Origin of the sequence: Burkholderia sp. BCC1993 (assembly GCF_905339865.1) — a bacterium.
In the GTDB taxonomy this organism is placed as follows: Bacteria; Pseudomonadota; Gammaproteobacteria; order Burkholderiales; family Burkholderiaceae; genus Burkholderia.
On sequence record NZ_CAJPGZ010000028.1, the window covers coordinates 12446 to 30814 of the forward strand.

The 18369-nt window shown below is 61.4% G+C and carries 13 protein-coding genes; 7 read left to right on the forward strand and 6 right to left on the reverse strand.

Annotated elements, in window-relative coordinates; genetic code table 11:
• Positions 1 to 46 precede the first annotated feature (46 nt).
• Both U4Y91_RS34260 and U4Y91_RS34265 read left to right on the forward strand, forming a co-directional pair.
• Positions 47 to 1300: a sugar ABC transporter substrate-binding protein gene (locus tag U4Y91_RS34260; RefSeq protein ID WP_321808785.1), complete on the forward strand. Its 1254-nt coding sequence runs from the start codon at positions 47 to 49 to the stop codon at positions 1298 to 1300.
• An 85-nt stretch (positions 1301 to 1385) separates the two neighbouring features.
• The gene (locus U4Y91_RS34265) at positions 1386 to 2141 is read left to right on the forward strand and encodes an SDR family NAD(P)-dependent oxidoreductase (protein WP_321808786.1); all 756 of its coding nucleotides are present in this window, start codon (positions 1386 to 1388) and stop codon (positions 2139 to 2141) included.
• Positions 2142 to 2222: 81 nt separating this feature from the next.
• Here U4Y91_RS34265 and gabD read toward each other — a convergent pair whose 3' ends face one another.
• The 3 genes from gabD to U4Y91_RS34280 all read right to left on the reverse strand — a co-directional run bounded on the left by gabD (position 2223) and on the right by U4Y91_RS34280 (position 5730).
• Entirely contained in the window at positions 2223 to 3704 is a 1482-nt protein-coding gene (gene gabD, locus U4Y91_RS34270; RefSeq protein ID WP_321808787.1) for an NADP-dependent succinate-semialdehyde dehydrogenase, read from the reverse strand.
• 167 nt (positions 3705 to 3871) lie between these two features.
• The gene (locus U4Y91_RS34275) at positions 3872 to 4858 is read right to left on the reverse strand and encodes a transketolase family protein (RefSeq protein WP_321808788.1); all 987 of its coding nucleotides are present in this window, start codon (positions 4856 to 4858) and stop codon (positions 3872 to 3874) included.
• A 2-nt stretch (positions 4859 to 4860) separates the two neighbouring features.
• Positions 4861 to 5730: a transketolase gene (locus U4Y91_RS34280; RefSeq protein WP_321808789.1), complete on the reverse strand. Its 870-nt coding sequence runs from the start codon at positions 5728 to 5730 to the stop codon at positions 4861 to 4863.
• 243 nt (positions 5731 to 5973) lie between these two features.
• Here U4Y91_RS34280 and U4Y91_RS34285 point away from each other — a divergent pair, with 243 nt between their 5' ends.
• The 5 genes from U4Y91_RS34285 (at position 5974) to U4Y91_RS34305 (ending at position 12322) form a co-directional block, all read left to right on the forward strand.
• Complete coding sequence (locus tag U4Y91_RS34285; protein ID WP_321808790.1) at positions 5974 to 6804, forward strand: shikimate dehydrogenase; 831 nt, start codon at positions 5974 to 5976, stop codon at positions 6802 to 6804.
• Between the two features lie 177 nt (positions 6805 to 6981).
• A complete protein-coding gene (locus U4Y91_RS34290; protein ID WP_321808791.1) occupies positions 6982 to 8064 on the forward strand; it encodes a glycerol dehydrogenase in 1083 nt (360 codons plus the stop codon).
• 61 nt (positions 8065 to 8125) lie between these two features.
• Positions 8126 to 9427, forward strand: a complete 1302-nt coding sequence (locus U4Y91_RS34295; protein ID WP_321808792.1) for an MFS transporter — start codon at positions 8126 to 8128, stop codon at positions 9425 to 9427.
• Between the two features lie 472 nt (positions 9428 to 9899).
• On the forward strand, positions 9900 to 10055 hold the full coding sequence (locus U4Y91_RS34300; RefSeq protein ID WP_175804046.1) for a hypothetical protein: 156 nt from the start codon (positions 9900 to 9902) through the stop codon (positions 10053 to 10055).
• 1106 nt (positions 10056 to 11161) lie between these two features.
• On the forward strand, positions 11162 to 12322 hold the full coding sequence (locus U4Y91_RS34305; protein WP_321808793.1) for an acyltransferase: 1161 nt from the start codon (positions 11162 to 11164) through the stop codon (positions 12320 to 12322).
• Positions 12323 to 12695: 373 nt separating this feature from the next.
• Here U4Y91_RS34305 and glgA read toward each other — a convergent pair whose 3' ends face one another.
• The 3 genes from glgA to U4Y91_RS34320 all read right to left on the reverse strand — a co-directional run bounded on the left by glgA (position 12696) and on the right by U4Y91_RS34320 (position 18167).
• Positions 12696 to 14192, reverse strand: a complete 1497-nt coding sequence (gene glgA, locus U4Y91_RS34310; protein WP_321808794.1) for a glycogen synthase GlgA — start codon at positions 14190 to 14192, stop codon at positions 12696 to 12698.
• 50 nt (positions 14193 to 14242) lie between these two features.
• Complete coding sequence (glgB, locus tag U4Y91_RS34315; protein ID WP_321808795.1) at positions 14243 to 16438, reverse strand: 1,4-alpha-glucan branching protein GlgB; 2196 nt, start codon at positions 16436 to 16438, stop codon at positions 14243 to 14245.
• Between the two features lie 100 nt (positions 16439 to 16538).
• Positions 16539 to 18167, reverse strand: a complete 1629-nt coding sequence (locus U4Y91_RS34320) for an alpha-glucosidase (RefSeq protein ID WP_321808796.1) — start codon at positions 18165 to 18167, stop codon at positions 16539 to 16541.
• Positions 18168 to 18369 lie beyond the last annotated feature (202 nt).

Consider the following 18369-nt stretch of genomic DNA (forward strand, 5'->3'; position numbering starts at 1 on the left):
GCTGCCCCTTTTTCTTTCGTCAAACAATATTATTAAGGAGACTGAAATGAAGGTTGCTCGCAGAGCGCTCGCCGTTGCCACCATGCTGGCGTTCGGCATCACCGCCCCTGTCCACAGCCAGGCCAAGGCCAAAATCTACACGCTGCTGCCGAATACGGCACTGTCCGGTGTGGTGGATCCAGCCCTGCCCGATCGAACGGCGACCCACAAGGCGTGGCCGAAGCAGCCAGCCAATCCGAACCAGTTAAAAATAGGATGGACCGACATCACGCTGGGCAATCCGTGGTTCGTCGAGCTCGTCAAAGGGGCGCGACAGAGTGCGGCGAAATACGGTTACTCGATCGACGTGCAGGTGGCCGACGGCGACCTGCAGCGCCAATGCGCGCAGATCGACAACTTTGTCACGCGCAAAATGGACGTCATTGTGGTCGATCCGACCGATACGCTGGGCGTGTCTGCATGCATCAATCGCGCCGTCGATGCCGGCATCCCGGTCGTCACCGTCGGCACCACGCCGGACGCGAGCGCCCGAGTGCTCACCACACTACTTGGTAACCCCTATGCGAGCGGTTTCGAGGTAGGCCAGTACGTGGCGAAGGCGGCGGGCAAAGACACGCCGATCGACGCGGCCGTCGTCATCGGTGTACTCGGAAACTCGACGTCGGAAAGCCGCATCAACGGACTGATCGCGGGCATCGTCGATCAGCGCATGCGCGACCGCACCCCAAGCGCAACCCGAGAGGACGCCATGTTGCGCGGCTTCGAACTGTTCCAGACCTTGAAGAAAACCGGCAAGCTGAGTGCTCCGGACATCAAATTCAACGTGCTCGCGCTGGGCGTAGGCAAGTGGACCGAGGAAGGCAGCCTCGCTGCCACTGAAGATATCCTTTCCGCGCACGGTACCAAACTGAATTTCATCCTCTCCGAGAACGACTTCATGGGGCTCGGCGCATTGCGCGCCGTACGAAACATGGGCAAGCAGGGGAAGATACGCATCGCCGATGCAGCCGGCGGTTACCGTGGAGAGCTCGACCAGATCAAGAAGGGCAACATCCTCGTGTCCGGCGAAAACTCCGGCGAGCAGACCGGTGTGGCTGCCATCGAATTCATCCACAACGCGTTCACGCGGCGCGTCGATGCGAACAATCTGCCCATGGGCTCCGGTTTCCCGCCGGCAATCATCACGCAAGGCAACGTCGACCAGAAGATCGATCCGAATCCGGCGAACCTCTTCTACAGGTACACGATTCCGCCCGTCCGGTCGATTCCGGAAATTCGGGCCCAAGGCTCGAGCAACTGATTCGTTTCGCTTTGTTCCGCATGCGATGCAAGGGCGTGCACTGCACTGGTCCGCACGCCGCGCGCTTTCACAGGAGATTCACTTCATGAGCTTTGACACCGACAGTTTTCGCGACAATCTTTTTGCAGGAAGGCACGTGCTCGTTTCCGGCGCGACGAGCGGCATCGGGCTTGCCATCGCGCGTGCGTTCCACCGACTCGGCGCGCATACCATCGCCACGGGCTCGTCCGCAAGGAAGCTCGACGCGCTACGCAACGAGGCGTCGCTGACCGGCTTGCGTTTTGCCGCGCTGGACGTGCGCAGTCACGGCGAAATCGACGCATTCTTCGGTAGCCTCGGACACCTTGATGTGCTCGTCAATGCGGCTGGCGTAGCTCGCCCGCGCGACGAATACGCGGACGATGTGTTCAGCGATGTACTCGACGTCAATCTACGTAGCGTAATGCGCGTGTCGCAGGCCGCGCGCCCGCTCCTCGAACGATCGCGCGGCTCGATCGTCAATATCGCGTCCATGCTTAGCTACCTCGCCGACGCCGACGTACCGGCCTACTGCGCCAGCAAGACCGGCGTGGTCGGTCTGACTCGCTCGCTGGCCCATGAATACGGGCCGCGCGGAGTGCGCGTGAATGCGATCGCTCCGGGTTACCACAGAACCGACATGACGCGGATATTCTGGGAATCGGAAGAGTTGTCGCGCAAGATCGTGTCGCGTTCCGCTCTCGGTCGCTGGGGCGAAGCAGGGGATCTCGCGGGCGCGGCGGTGTTTCTCGCGTCGCCCGCCGCGGCTTTCGTGACCGGCGTGACGCTGCCCGTTGATGGAGGGTATGTGTCCGGCTTCTAGGCCGATTCGATGAGGCGTTCAAAGCCGATCAGCCGAAATGGCCGCCCACGGCGGCCATTTCATTTTCCGCACGTCCGGCGATCAGGCGATGCCGCCGAAGCACAGGTACTTGATCTCGAGATAGTCGTCGAGGCCATAACGCGATCCTTCTCTGCCGAGGCCGCTTTCCTTGACGCCGCCGAACGGCGCGACTTCGGTTGACACGATACCGTCGTTGATGCCGACCATCCCGTATTCGAGCGCCTCCGCGACACGCCATACCCTCGCGATATCGCGCCCGTAGAAATACGAAGCAAGCCCGAAAGGCGTATCGTTCGCGAGCGCGATGGCTTCCGATTCCGTCTTGAACCGGAAGATCGGCGCAACCGGGCCGAACGTCTCCTCGTCGAAGATGCGCATGTCGCGCGTGGCGTCGGCCAGGATCGTCGGTTCGAAGAAGTTCGTACCCTGCTCCGCGCGCTTGCCGCCCGCCACGATGCGCGCACCCTTCGCCAGCGCGTCCTGCACAAGCTCATCGACCTTCGAGACGGCGGCGGCATCGATCAGCGGCCCGATCGTGACGCGTTCGTCCATGCCGTTGCCGACCAGCAGCTTGCCGACGGCCTCCGCGAGTCGCGCCACAAAGCGGTTGTAAATACCGTCCTGCACGAGCAGGCGGTTCGCACACACGCAGGTTTGGCCGGCGTTGCGATATTTCGATGCGATCGCGCCGCGTACTGCCGCGTCGACGTCGGCATCGTCGAATACAATGAATGGTGCATTGCCACCCAGTTCCATCGACGTCTTCTTGACCGTCACGGCACACTGGGCAAGCAGTTGCTTGCCAATTTCCGTCGAACCGGTAAAGGACAGCTTCCGCACGAGCGGATTCGACGTGAGTTCGATGCCAATCTGCTTCGCGTCGCCCGTCACGCACGAAACCACTCCGTGCGGAATGCCGGCACGTGCCGCAAGCACGCACAGCGCCAACGCGCTGAACGGAGTTTGACTCGCGGGCTTGAGCACCATCGTGCAACCGGCGGCCAGCGCCGGCGCGAGTTTGCGCGTGAGCATCGCGGCCGGGAAGTTCCATGGGGCAATGGCTGCGCATACGCCGATGGGTTGCTTCAACACGACGATCCGTTTGTCCCCTGCCGGCGCCGGGATCGTGTCGCCATAAACGCGTTTGCCCTCTTCGGCAAACCACTGGACGAACGACGCCGCATAGTCGATTTCACCGCGACTCTCGTTCAGCGGCTTACCCTGTTCCAGCGTCATTATTTTCGCCAGATCGTCGCGATGTTCGAGCATCAGCTCATACCATCTGCGCAGCAACGCGGCGCGTTCCTTCGCCGTTTTCGCACGCCAATGCGGCAGCGCCTGTGCAGCCGCATCGATCGCCCGGCGTGTCTCGGCCGCGCCCATTCGAGGGACCGTGCCGAGCAACGCACCGGTTGCCGGATTGAACACGTCAATGGTCGTGCCGTCGTCGGCCGCGACCCACTCGCTACCGATCGGACACGCGTCCCGCAACAGATCCGTATCGCGCAGCTCCGCGCCGCGCCAGCCATCGTCATTCAACATCGTTACTCCCGTTTATCGGAACAGGCGCGAAGTGCGGCGCCGCGCCCCGATGTCGGGCGCTCGCTTCGCGAGCCAGCGTGTCGCTGCCACCCTTCACGTACCGCAAAAAAGTCGATTGCCAGGCGCCGCCCGCGATACGGAGTGCCGTTGCGCAGGCGGCTGGCGCGTCAGGTTGCCTTCGCGAGCGCGACGCGCGCGACGCGGGTGATACCGGGACCATCGAGTTCGTAGTGCGCATACAGATGCGTCGGCGGTGCGATGAGGCTGTACTCGTCGTAAATCCCGTGCCGCACGAGCCGCACGCCGAGCCCTTCGTCGGCCAGCACCTCGGCCACGGCCGCGCCCAGCCCGCCGATCACATTGTGCTCCTCGACCGTGACGAGCACCTTCGACTGTCGCGCCGCCGCGATAATGGCATCGCGGTCGAGCGGCTTGATGGTCGGCATGTCGATCACGCCGGCCGAAATGCCTTCGCGCGCCAGATTGTCGGCCGCTTCGAGCGCGCCGGCGACCGGCAATCCGCAGCCGATGATCGTGACGTCGCGCCCCACCGAATGAACGATGGCCTTACCGATCGTGAACTCGACACCGTCGTCATAGACTTTCGGATCACGCCCGCGACCGATGCGGAAGTAGATCGGGTCGGGCCACGTGGCCGACGCGCGGATCGCGGCAGCGAGCTGCGCGCCATCGGCCGGCGAAATGACGGTCAGGTTCGCAATCGCGCGCATCGTCGAGATGTCTTCCGTCGCATGGTGCGAGGTGCCATAGAAGCCGAGCGAGATGCCGGTATGGTGACCGACGAGTCGCACCGGCAGCCTGCAGTACGCGACGTCCATGCGGATCTGCTCGCAGCACAGCAGGCCGAGAAACGAGGCGAAGGTCGCGACGAACGGCATGACGCCGGTGGTCGCCATGCCGGCGGCTGCGGAAACCATGTTCTGTTCAGAGATACCGAATTGCACGTAACGCTCCGGGAATTCGCCGGCAAACTTGTTCAAGCCGTTCGAATACTGGAGATCGGCAGAGCCGGCGACGACAGGATGACCTTCGCGCGCAAGGCCGATAAGTGCATCGGAAAGATAGTCGAGCCCAGGATTGCGCGCGTTGAGGGCGCGGTACTGCCACGAATCGGGATTTTGCGGAGTAGACATGCTCAGATCACCTTGCCCTTGATTTCTTCGATCGCACGTTGCGCGTCATCGGGTGCGAGATAGCCGAGATGCCAGCCCGGCTCGGTTTCCATGTACGACACGCCCTTGCCCTTGACCGTCTTCGCGATGATGCAGGCCGGCTTGTTGCGCGCCGTATCGGCCTTCACGCGACGCAGCAGCGGCACGAGCGCGGTCAGATCGTGGCCGTCCACTTCATGCGTCTCCCAGCCGAAAGCGCGCCACTTGTCTGCAAGCGATTCGATGCCGATGACGTCGTCGACCTTTCCGTCGAGTTGATAGCCGTTGCGATCGACGATCGCGACGAGGTTCGAGAGGCGGTGATGCGCTGCGAACATCGCGGCCTCCCATACCTGCCCCTCCTGCATTTCTCCGTCACCCAGCAACGTGAACACCTTGAACGGGCTGCCCGCCATCTGCGCCGCCTTGGCCATGCCGGCACCGTTCGATAGCGCGTGACCGATCGACCCCGAGCTGAAATCGATTCCGGGAACCTTGGTCATATCCGGATGATCGCCGAGCGGATTGCCGAGACGGGTGTAGCCATCGAGCGTCTCTCGGTCGATGAACCCGTAGTCCGCAAGAATGGGAAAGAGACCGACGGCCGCGTGCCCCTTACCCATCGTGAACCGGTCGCGGTTCTTCCAGCGCGGGTTGCCGGCACGCAGGGACATTACGTCGTAGTAAAGCGCAGCAAAGATTTCGGCTGCGGAAAACACCGACGTGTAGTGTCCCGTCTTCGCGATTTCTATCAGACGAATTGTCTCGAGGCGGACGAATTGCGCCTTTTCGCGCAGCTGTGCGAGCGTCTCCTTGGAAAGCGCATGATCGCTCTCCTGCAATGCTGTCGACATAGAGTCTCCTGTTGGAATCTAAAAGGAACGAGACGAGCGCGGCAAGATCCAGCATCCCGCTTCGTTTCACGCATGATGCATCATATATCATCGTGATGCAATGATCGATGCACACACCGCCCTCTTGTTGTCACTGTGTGTGCGTGGCATTACGGGTAATCATCAATCGCACTCCGCAAATTGACCTTGCCGCTTCGGCCCATAATGATGCATCATATATCTTCTAACAACACGGAGACGCATGTGCTGACCACTCTCCCCTCCTCGCCCACGGTCAATGGAGAAACACGGGTTATCGTCTTGATGGCGTGGCCGGCCGCTCACGTCCGGACGCCCACACTGTTCAATGCCCATTGCGCCAGGAAGAACATCAACGCGATCATGGTTCCGTGGGCCGTGCGTCCCGAGCACCTGACGCAGGCATGGGACGGACTGCGGCACGTCGCCAATCTGGCCGGTGTCGTGCTCACTATTCCGCACAAGCAGGCGGCGGCAGAACTGTGTGAGGAGCTCGATGGCGACGCATCGTTGCTCGGCGTCGTGAACGCGGTCCGCCGCAACGCGAGCGGCAGTTATACGGGGCGAATGTATGACGGTTCCGGTTTTGTCGCCGGCATGCTGCGCGAGGGCATCGCGCTCGCGGGCAAGCGCGTGCTTTTGCTTGGCGCAGGTGGAGCGGCGACTGCCCTTGCGTTGGCACTGGCGCGCGAGGGCATTGCACGGCTGACGATCGCCAACCGCAGTCGAGAAAAAGCACGCGACCTGGCGGCACTCGTCGGAAAGGCGGTGCCGAACTGCGAGGTAAAAGCCGGCAGCGATGAGCCGGGCAATCACGACATCGTGATCAACGCAACGTCGCTAGGGCTGAAACCTGACGACGTGCTGCCGTGCGACACGTCGAAGCTGACGCCTGAAATGGTCGTCGCCGAGGTGGTCATGCAGCCCGCGGTCACGCGGTTTCTGGTAGAAGCTGAAGCGCGTGGCGCTCGCACTCACCGTGGCGAACACATGGTTACGTCGCAACTCGATCACTTTGTCGAATTCCTGCTCACGAACGTGAATCCGCAAGGCTGAGGCTGGCGTCCTTGTCGCCCAACGTCTCAGCGAGCTCGCAGCCCAAATGCGCGGTCCTTGCAAGCAAACCGATCGGCGATTCCGGCACGCTTACTACACCCTAATCACTGATGCATCTGATGAGATTCGTCTGTTTAAGACTCCGTACCGAATTCCATCCAACCGGCACTCGAAATCATGACCGCACTTATTTTTGGCTCTCCTGGTCGATACATTCAGGGCGACGGAATCCTTGACGATATCGGCCAATACATTCGCGAATGCTCGGATCGTGCGCTGATCCTTTGCGACAGCTTCGTGAAAGAACAGTTCGGATCGCGAATCGCGGCCTCGTGCGCCGCGCACGACATCGACGTACGCTGGCTGGCGTTCAGCGGTGAACTCACGGATCGAAAGGTTCGCGAGCTCGAGCAGGCCGCGCAATCGTTCGACCACGAAGTCGTTGTTGCGATCGGTGGCGGCAAAACGCTCGACGCTGGAAAGGCGCTCGTCGATGCTGCACATTGCGCGTTGATCACAGTGCCCACCGTTGCATCGAACGACTCCCCAACTTCCAAAAACTATGTGGTTTACGACGAGGATCATCAACTCGCGGCGGTCAGGCACTTGCCGCGCAGCGCCACGTACGTGTTGGTTGACACAACGTTGATCGCGCAGGCCCCGACACATTTTCTGCTTGCCGGCATCGGTGATGCGATCAGCAAATACTTCGAAGCAGAGCAGTGCCTGCGCAGCGACGGCAAAAACATGTTCGGCGCCAGGCCGTCCTACTCTGCGTACGTACTCGCGCGCGAGTGCTTTTCGATCATTCGGGCCCACGCGGAGACGGCGCTGGCCGAGCTCAAGCACGGCCGCACTGCTCCGGTATTCGACCGGCTCGTCGAAGCCGTCATTCTGATGAGCGGCCTGGGCTTCGAAAGCGCGGGGCTATCGATCGCACACTCGATGACGCGTGGCCTGTCCCGGCTCGAAACGTCGGCGCGGGCACCACACGGCTTGCAGGTCGCGTACGCGCTGCTCGTTCAACTACATCTCGAACGTCGAGCACCGGACTTCATGCGCGACATGATCGGCCTCTACGCACGCATTGGTCTGCCGGTCCGCTTGTGCGACCTGGGTTCTGGCGTCGTCACTCGCGAGCACTACGAGACCGTCGCTCGCTTCACGTTACAAGCACCCTACTCGGCAAATTTCGAGCGCACGCTCGGCATCGCGGACATCGTCGCGGCAATGGAAGCCATCGACCACGCTACTGCCTGAGCCCACAGGCAGCGCGAACCGGGCGCGAAAACATTTCCCGCGACAATAAATTGGAGACTTCATGACTTACCTTTCTCATCTCTCCTCGTCGTCGCGACGTGCCGCGTCGCAACCTTCATCTCATCGGCGATCCTTGATCGCGTCCAGCCTCGGCAATTTACTCGAATGGTTCGACTGGACGGTCTACACGGTCGCATCGGTCTATATTGCTGGCGCGCTGTTCGATAATACGAACAAGACATCGTCGCTGCTCGGTACGCTGGCCGTATTCGCTGCAGGCTTCTTCGCCCGCCCGTTGGGTGGCATCGTATTCGGCGCGATCGCCAACCGGATCGGGCGCCGCTCGGTACTCTTGAGTACGATGCTCCTCATGGCGTTCGCGAGCCTTCTGATCGCGATCATCCCGCCATATGACGCAATCGGCAGTTGGGCCTCGGCTGCATTGCTGGTAGCGCGACTCGTGCAGGGTGCGGCGCACGGCGGCGAAACAACTGCGTCCTACGCCTACGTTGCCGAAATCGCTCCTCCGGCGCAGCGTGGTTTGTGGTCGAGTGCCGTGTTCATTTCGGTCGGCGCCGGCTCGCTGCTTGCCACTTTTTTTCTTGCGTCTCTCACGGCGTTCCTTTCACCGGACGCCATGCAGGACTGGGGATGGCGGGTGCCGTTCGCGTCAGGCGGGTTTCTCGCGATATTCGCGCTATGGCTGCGCCGCAATATGGTGGAGAGCATCAGCGTCGACGCTTCGACCAACGCCCGTCATAAGCCGTGGCCACGGGCCAAGGTCGTGCGTGAAGGCTTGAAGCTGTTCGTGTATGAGGCTGGTTCGACGCTTACCTACTATACGTGGGTAACATCCGCGGCCATCTATGCAATCAGTGTCAAGCACATGGATCCGCACCGCGCGTTCGCAATGAGTTGCATTGCCCAGGTGATCTATCTGATCGCGCTTCCGCTCATTGGACGCCTTTCCGATTTCACAGGACGCAAGGTTACAACGCTCATCTCGCTACTCGGCATCTCGATCACCATCTTTCCGCTCTGGAGCTTGATTTCCAGCGAGCCGTGGACGTTGCTTGTCACGCAATCGGTCGGGCTCGTGCTCGTTGCATTTATCACCGGGAGCAAGCCTGCAGCCATTTCGGAACAAGTGCCGACACGCTACCGCACCCGTCTCTTCGGCTTCTTCATTTCACTTGCGGTCGCATTCTTCGGCGGCACCGCCTCATATTTGAATGCATGGCTGTATTCCATCAACAGGGGGCAGCTATTCAATGTCTATCTTATCGTGGTGGCCGTAGCCGCGAGTTGCGCCGTGCTGACATGGAAGAACAACACCGGGGTAAAGCTGGACGATATCGAATGAGCTTGGATACCGACCCTGACCCAGGAAATAGTCCGGGTGTGGGCTCTCAGAAAAGATGTCTTTGGCACCCTATATAAATCAATGGCTTGGACATCTTTTTTGAGACGATCACATGCTCACAGTCTCAGAAAAGGTGTCCTTGGGCACGGAAATTCTCAGAAAAGTTGTCCTTGGAAGCATCGCTTGCCCGCGTTCGCGCATTCCGTTGGAACCGAGCGGTGAGTGCCGTCGATCAAATCTGCACGACATCCCGACCGAAACCTGTTCACCTCATCAGTCACAGCTAAGGCCTGCGCCCCAGATCCTTGGATATGGGGCGCGACCGATCAGGTGGAGGTCGAGCGTACCTTCCCCAGGATCGTGCATGTGCAGGCGGCTCGTCCGCGCGGCGTGGCGCAGGACTTGTGAATCCTTCCGCCAAGACGCCTAGAATTCAGTCATGGCTGCATTCCACATTCACAAGGAGGCTGTCATGACTCAGTCGATGATTGGTTGGGTGGTTGGTCTTGCGGTGGTCGCGGTGGTTGCAGTCGCGTTGGCGCGCCGTTACCAGAGCGAACATTCAAGTATGGAAGTCGTTCAGTGGCTGGACTCCCATCACTTGGGGTGGATGCATCGCAAACATTGACCTCTCGGCGCTGGCGGCGATAAACCCCGCCTTGCCGAAGTTTACCGGGAGCCAAACACACGGATGCAGGCAGGCGAGTGAAGTCTTTGGGCGAATGCTCGAACTCCGGAATCAGCGGTTGGAGCACCGCCCACAATTCGTTGCTGATCTTTCTTCTTGCCATGCACGCAAAAGTACGGACTAGCGAGCATCGTGTCCAGTTGTGTTAGTCGCTCTTAGTCACGAGTTCCTCTTGAATCAAGTTGGAACGCAACGGTCGGCTGTCACACGTAACGTTACGGCAGGTCCGCACCACGCGCAACGGCGATTCCGTGATGACTTCGGGATAAGCGCCCCCATTACTGGACCAGTATTGATCGGCCATTCTACGAACATGCTCGTTCGATGAAATCAGACGGCTGATCATGGAGGTCGCGCGCCTGCGGCGCGAATCTGATCGAAAAAATGAACTAATCTGCGGCTCCGGTGGCAGCAGCACGTCCGCGCCTGTCGCCATGGCGAATCACGACTAGCAATTGGCGGCGACACTGTATCTGTGCTCGGTAAGATCGACTCAGCGCGGATCTTGGAGACAACAATCATGTCGATCAACTCAAGTATTGCGCGACAAACTTTTCGGGGCATTCGCCGGCTACTTACGATCGATCAAAAGAAGCCCGTTGCGGATTTCGGTGAATGTGATCAACCAGATCGGCAACGAGATCACCGAGATCGGCACTCATGAACGCCCAACTCGCAATTCAACAAAGGACCGTTGCAGACTGCGGATTCAACCGGACGATGCAACACAATCGAAGCAGTGTAAGTAGCGGGCGGCGCCTCTGGGAACTAGCCATGATGCGTGACCGAACACCGGATTTTATCCATATTTAATACATTCGCCCCCTGGCCATCCCCAGAGCAATCGCACCCAAAGCCCCCGATCGGCCGTGCCACCCCGCACCGCGCTATCGCTGAATTTAACTCAGATCGTTGCATGTGCGACCGCGCCGGCCCATGCGTCGGGTTTGCACTGGACAATCAATCTTACCTTTTTAATAACTTCATCATCGTTTTCATAGTCTCCTGCCATCGGGCAGTGGCGAGTAGCCTAAACGGAGGATGGAATGCTTCAGCAAATCCCGCAGATACCGACGCAAAGCAGCATGTCTTCCGGTTCGGCACGGATACACTGGCTCGACGCATGCCGGGTGTTTGCCACCCTCGGTGTGGTGATGATACACGTCAGTGCGAGTCCTGACGGACAATTGTTTCCGGATGCCCTGGCCTCTGAACGAGTCGGACCGGCTATCGTACGGATTACTGGCGAACTGTCCGGTTCGGAATTATTTTTTCTGTTCTCGATGTTCCTGATCGCGTTCAAGATCGATCGTCGGCATGTTGCATACGTTGACTTGGTCCGCGAGCAGGCGAAACGGCTTCTGATCCCATTTGTCGCATGGACCGTGTTTTATGCATTCTTCCGCTTGCTCAAGGCTGAGTCATTCGGCTACCGGGCCGCGATCATGGAGCAGATCGCGCAGTGGCAGTCGTGGATTGGCTACCTGCTACTCGGCTCCGCTCAATACCATTTGCACTACCTTCCGACGATGTTCTTCCTGGTTTTGCTATATCCCGCAATTCAGGCAGCGATCCGCTATCCGGTTGTCGGATTATCGATCATTGGCACCCTGCAGGTGATGGACTACGTGCAGGGCTGGTTGTGGGGGCACGTCACCGATCCGCTCTACCGTGATTACCTGGTTCGTATGGTAAAGATCATCTGCTACAGCGGCTATGGAATTGCAGGATTCGCCGTATTCGGCATCTGGAAACGCAAGCTTTCGTTTGATGAGAGCAAACATTTTCTTTGGCTATCGTTGTTACTGCTCGCTGTCGCTTATATGGCCAAGCTGGTTTACGCCACTGACGCGGTCGCGGCGGCACAGTGGCCAGTGCGAACCGGCGCCGGATTTTATGCCCATTTTCTGTCACCGGTTCTGATTCTCACGGCATTTCTAGGATCTCAGCATCAGATCTGGTCTCCTCTTTACGCGAGAATCGCCAAATATACTTTTGGAATCTACCTAATCCATCCGATATTTATCGACTGCTTTGATTTGATCCAGCACACCATGGGCTGGTCGACAGCACCGATCGTCACGGTGATATTGAAGCTGATCATGGTTGTGCCGCTAGCATTTGCAACGACCTACCTGCTGGCGAAGATCAGGCTAACTGCTTGGCTGGTTGGATTAGGGTCGGTGCCCTTCTTTCGGCAGATGTGAAGCGTCACGAGGTTGTTTCTCGAGACGGGAAGTCAGGCCATCGGCGACGATGTCGCAGATGGCGCGATGAACACGATACCCGTCTTCGTGATGCTGCCAACTCGCCAAGGTTTCGTTGCGATGGGTTAAGCATTGGTATGCCGTGGCGAGCTGGGCGGGCGAGCTGGGCGGGCGGATGAACATGTCACAACCTGTTCGCGTGTCCAGCAAAACCGTCGGACGCGCTTCGTCTTCCGTTTATCGGCAGGCGCCGTGCCCGACTACACAAGGCCGTCGGCAGTTCGCTCCTGACGCGTCCCGAAACCCGGTTGCGAGCGCAACGGATATCAAGAACGCCTGTCCCCGGCGAGTTCCCTGGTAGACCAGTCATGATCTATGCCACCTGCTCCGTTCGATGACGTGGCGCCGTGCTTGCGAGTTGGCGGTAGACGGACATCAACTTCGTTGCTGAACTGTTCCAACCGAATCGCGCTTGCATCGCGCATCGTTGTACCCGCTCCCATTCCTCCTTGCGTTCATAAAGGGCAAAGGCTCGGCGTACGGCAGCACCGAGCGCCAGTTCATCAAAAGCATCGAACGCAAATCCCGTCGCAGAGCCGTCCGCAAGGTTTTCGAGCGAACAGTCGACGACCGTGTCGAACAATCCGCCTACCCGCCGGACGAGCGGAAGCGTGCCGTACCTGAGGCCGAACAACTGTGTCAATCCGCAAGGTTCGAAGCGGGACGGCACCATGATCACATCACTGCCTGCGATCAGACGATGTGACATGGATTCGTCATAGCCTATGACGACTGCGACAGCGCCCGGGTGTTCCTCGGCCGCACGCGTGAATGCTTGCTCGAGTCCGGTGTCGCCGCTGCCAAGCAGTGCGAATTGCCCCCCTCTTCTGACGATATCCGGAAGCATCTTCAGGACGAGATGCAATCCCTTCTGCTCGGCGAGCCGACTGACCACGCCGAAGAGAAGCGCGTCCCGCCGCACATCCAGTCCTGTCGCGCGCTGCAATGCGGTCTTGCAGCCCGACTTGCCGGCAAGCGACGTCTCGTTGTAGCGCTCGGCGAGGTGACGGTCCGACGCCGGGTTCCAGATCGCTTCGTCGACGCCGTTCAGGATGCCGTGCAAGTCGCCGGCGCGCCGACGCAGCAGGCCGTTCAGGCCGCAACCCTGCTCGGCATGCTGGATCTCCTGTGCATACGTCGGGCTGACGGTCGTGATCTTGTCCGAATAGTAGAGGCCGGCCTTGAGAAACGAGTACTGGCCGAAGAATTCGACGCCGTCGATATCGAAGAACGCCGGCGGCAACCCCGTCTCGTGAAACTGGTGGGCCGGAAACACGCCTTGATACGCGAGATTGTGGATCGTGAAGACGCTGCGCGCGGCGACCGTGCCCGTCTCCCGTTCATCGGCCCGCAGATAGGCCGGCGCGAGGCCGGCATGCCAGTCGTGACCATGCACGACGTGCGGACGCCAGGACGGATCGAGCTCGCGCGCGAGGCGCGCGGCGACCCATCCGAGCAACGCGAAGCGGCGATGATTGTCGGGATACGGCGATTCGCGCGGATCGCCGTACGGTCCGCCTGGCCGGTCATACAGCGCCGGCGCGTCAATGAAATAGGCGACGACCTCGCTGTCGGGGAGCTTGCCGCGGTACAGCGCGGCCGCGTCGGCGCCGAACCGGCCGCCCAATGTCGCGATCCGGGTTGTACCGGTGATGCCGTCGCGGATCGACGGAAAGCCGGGAACGAGCAATCGCGTATCGCATCCCAGCGCCGCGAGCGCGGCGGGAAGCGCCGCCGTCACGTCGGCGAGGCCGCCTGTCTTGAGCAGCGGATAGACTTCGGCGCAAACATGGAGCACACGCATGGACATCCCTCTCCGTCAACGATCGTTCGAATGCGCAACGCGAACGCAGCCGCGTTTCAGGCCGGCCCCCCGCCGGAATGCGGACACGGGTCGTCGGATGCCAGCATGACGGTCGCGAGGGGCGGCACCGTGATGGCCAGCGATGCCGCGTAACCGTGCGACGGGATCGCGTCGGTTTGCATCACGCCGTTGACGACGCCGCTGCCGCCGTATTGCCGATCGTCCGTGTTGACAATCTCGCGATACGCGCCTGGCCGGGGCACGCCGATCCGATAGCCGTTGCGCGGCACCGGCGTGAAATTGCACAGCACGACGACGAAGCGGCCGTCGTCCGCAATGCGCATGAATGAAAACAGCGCGTTGTCGCAATCATCGACCTCGATCCATGCGAAACCGCGCGGATCGAAATCGGCCTGATGGAGCGCCGCATGCCGGCGCATGGCCGCGTTCAGGTCCCGCACCAGGCAGTGCACGCCGCGATGCAACGGGTGCGCGAGCAGGTCCCAGTCGAGGCATGCATCCGCGCTCCATTCGCGTGGCTGCGCGAATTCGTTGCCCATGAACAGGAGCTTGGCGCCTGGATACCCCCACATGAATCCGTAATACGCGCGCAGGCCGGCAAAGCGTTGCCATTCGTCGCCGGGCATGCGCGACAGCATCGATCCCTTGCCGTGCACCACCTCGTCGTGCGACAACGGCAGCACAAAGCGTTCGTCGAACGCATACAGCAGGCCGAACGTGATCGTGTCGTGATGATGCTTGCGATGGATCGGGTCTTCGCGCATGTAGCGGAGCGTATCGTTCATCCAGCCCATGTTCCATTTGTAGTGAAAGCCCAGTCCGCCAGCTTCGACGGGCTTCGATACGCCCGGGAAACTGGTCGATTCCTCCGCAATCGTGACGGCTTCAGCGCGTTGCGTTCGGATCGTCCGGTTCATGTGCCGCAGGAAGGCGATTGCCTCGAGGTTCTCGCGTCCGCCGAAGCGATTGGGAATCCAGTCGTGCGCCGGACGGCTGTAGTCCCTGTACAGCATCGAGGCAACGGCATCGACACGCAGCCCGTCGACACCGAACCGTTCGATCCAGTAAAGCGCGTTGCCGGTGAGGAAGTTCACTACTCCGGGCCGGTTATAGTCGTATATCAGCGTATGCCAGTCGCGATGCACGCCTTCTCGCGGGTCCGCATATTCGTACAAGCAGGTGCCGTCGAATCGCGCGAGGCCGTGCGGATCGCCCGGAAAATGCCCTGGCACCCAGTCCAGCAGTACGCCGATGCCCTGCGCGTGCGCCGCTTCGACCAGGTATCGGAAATCGTCCGGCGTCCCGAAGCGCGAAGTCGGCGCGTAAAGCGCGGTCGGCTGGTAACCCCACGAACCGTCGAACGGATGTTCGCTGACGGGCAGTAGCTCGACATGCGTGAAGCCCAGCTCCTTCGCATACGGAATCAGCGTCCCGGCGAGCTCGCGATACGTCGGCCAGGGCCCGGCGGCGGTCGGCACGTGTCGCCACGACCCGAGGTGCACTTCGTAGATGCTCATCGGCGCGGTCGGCGCGTTCGCATGGGCCCGAATGCGTTCGGGACGGCTCACGGGCGGCAGGCCCTGCACGACCGACGCCGTGCCGGGCCGCATCTCCGCGCGGAATGCGTAAGGATCCGCCTTGAACAGCAGATCGCCGTCGCGCGTCTTGATCTCGAACTTGTAGAGATCGCCTTTCGTTGCGTGCGGCACGAATAGCGCCCACACGCCACACGCCGGAAGCAGGCGCATCATGTGCCGCCGCCCGTCCCAGCGATTGAAGCTGCCGATCACCGATACGCGACGGGCATTCGGCGCCCACACCGAAAATCTGACGCCTTCGACGCCGTCGAGCACCGCGGGATGCGCGCCGAGTGTCTCATACGGCCGCAGATGCGTGCCTTCCGCCAGCAGCCACGCGTCGAGTTCGCCGAGCGCCACCGGCAACCGGTACGCGTCGTCGATGACCTGCGTGTCGCAAGGCCACTCGACGTGGAGCCGATACGCGAATCGCGACACGCAGCCGGCGACGACACCCGCGAACAGCCCTCCTTCGACATGATCGAGCGCTGCTGCCACGCGCCCGCTGGCGCGCTCGACGACGGCGACCGCGACAGCGCCGGGAAGCAGCGCACGGACAACCAGCCCGCCGGTACTTTCATGCATCCCCAGAATCGAGAACGGATCGGCGAGGTGGCCCGCGAGCAGCTCGGCCATCATCTGCCGGTCGGGCATGGCCGGATGCCCGTCCCGTTCCGGCCACCTGACGTCGCCGCAGAGGGCGCCCGGCACGTCGTCTACGCGCGCCACGTCGCCCGGCCGGTCAGCTCGCGTGTCACGCATGGGCAACGTGGCCGATCCACGCGGTGTACGGCGCCAGCATCAGATGGCGTCCCGTCAGCGTCGCCCCGACGAGACCGTGGCCATCGGACGGATGGGCGATCAAGTCGTCAGGCAACGCCCAGCGCTGCGGGTCGGCACCGAGATTGAACACGAGCAGGCGACGGTCGGCGTCCGACGCACGCTCGAATGCCAGGATCGGCTCCGGCGCTTCGAGGAAGCGGATGCTGCCGTCGAGCAGCGGCCGCTGACGCTGGCGCCATGCGAGGAAATACCGGAAAAAGCCGAGCGTCGATGCGGAGTCGCGATCCTGCAAGTCGACCGCCTTCGACACGTGTTCGGCCGGAATCGGCAGCCAGGTCTCGCCCGAAGAGAAGCCGCAGAACGGCTCGTCCGCCCGCCACGGCAACGGTGTGCGACAGCCGTCGCGCCCCTTGTCGCGCGGCCAGAACTCGATGCCGGCCGGATCGCGCAGCTGCTCGTATGGAATCTCCGCCTGCGTCAGGCCGAGTTCTTCCCCTTGGTAGATGCAGACGCTGCCGCGCAGCGTCGCGACCAGCGCGAGGACCAGCTTCGCGAAGCCGGGCCCTGCGGCGCCGTTGCCCCAGCGGGAAACAACGCGCTGCACATCGTGGTTGCCCGCCGACCAGCATACCCAGCCTTTTCCGCCATGTTCGGCCAGCTTCGACTCCATGCGCTCGACCGTGCGGCGCACATGGGCCGCCGAGAACTCGGGCGTCAGCAGATCGAAGCTGTACGCCATGTGCAACTTGTCTCCGTCAGCGGTGTATTGCGCCATCGTGGCTAGCGCGTCGTCGTCGCCGATCTCGCCGAGACCGACCGAGCGATGGGCATCCAGTTCATGCCTGAGCCGTTTCAGGAAATCGAGGTTTTGCCGCTGTGTCTTGTCGTAGCGGTGGCGCTGCATCGCGTACGGGTTGTCGACCGACGCCAGGAATGCCGACGTGGCGACGGCGGGCGGGTTGTTGCGCAATCGCCGGTCGTGGAAATGGAAGTTGCACGCGTCGAATCTCAGGCCATCCACGCCTCGGTCGAGCCAGAACCGCACTTCTTCAAGCAACTGGCGCTGAACGTCGGGATGATGGAAGTTGAGATCCGGCTGGCTCGCGAGGAAATTGTGCAGGTAATACTGCCGCCGCCGGGTATCCCACTGCCATGCCGACCCGCCGAACACGGACAGCCAGTTCGTCGGCGGCGTGCCGTCCGCGCGCGCGTTCGCCCAGACATACCAGTCCGCACGCGGATTGTCGCGATCCGAACGGCTCTCGACAAACCACGCGTGCTGATCCGACGTGTGGCTGAGCACCTGGTCGATCATGACTTTCAGACCGAGTGCGTGCGCGTCGGCGACGAGCCGGTCGAAATCGGCGAGCGTGCCGAACTGCGGATCGACGTCGCGATAGTCGGACACGTCGTAGCCGAAGTCCTTCATCGGCGACCTGAAGAACGGCGATATCCAGATCGCGTCGACGCCCAGCGAGCGAATGTAGTCGAGCCGACCAATCATGCCGGGCAGATCGCCGATGCCGTCGCCGTTGCTGTCCGCGAAGCTGCGCGGGTAGATCTGGTATATGACGCCGCCCCGCCACCATGTATCGGACATCCGATCCGCTCCAGTTGGAGCCGGCAGCACGCGTGTGCCGGCATGCCGTCGCCAGTGTCAGGCGCCTTCTGGCGATCCCCCGCAAGCGACGGGCGCCGCGTCCTGCCGGACGGCGCGTCGTCGCGCAATCAGTGTATAGGGCCCGCGTTCCCGAATCAAAGTCTCCATTGCCGGCAATCGCCCATGTGGCTTTCGGTGGCCA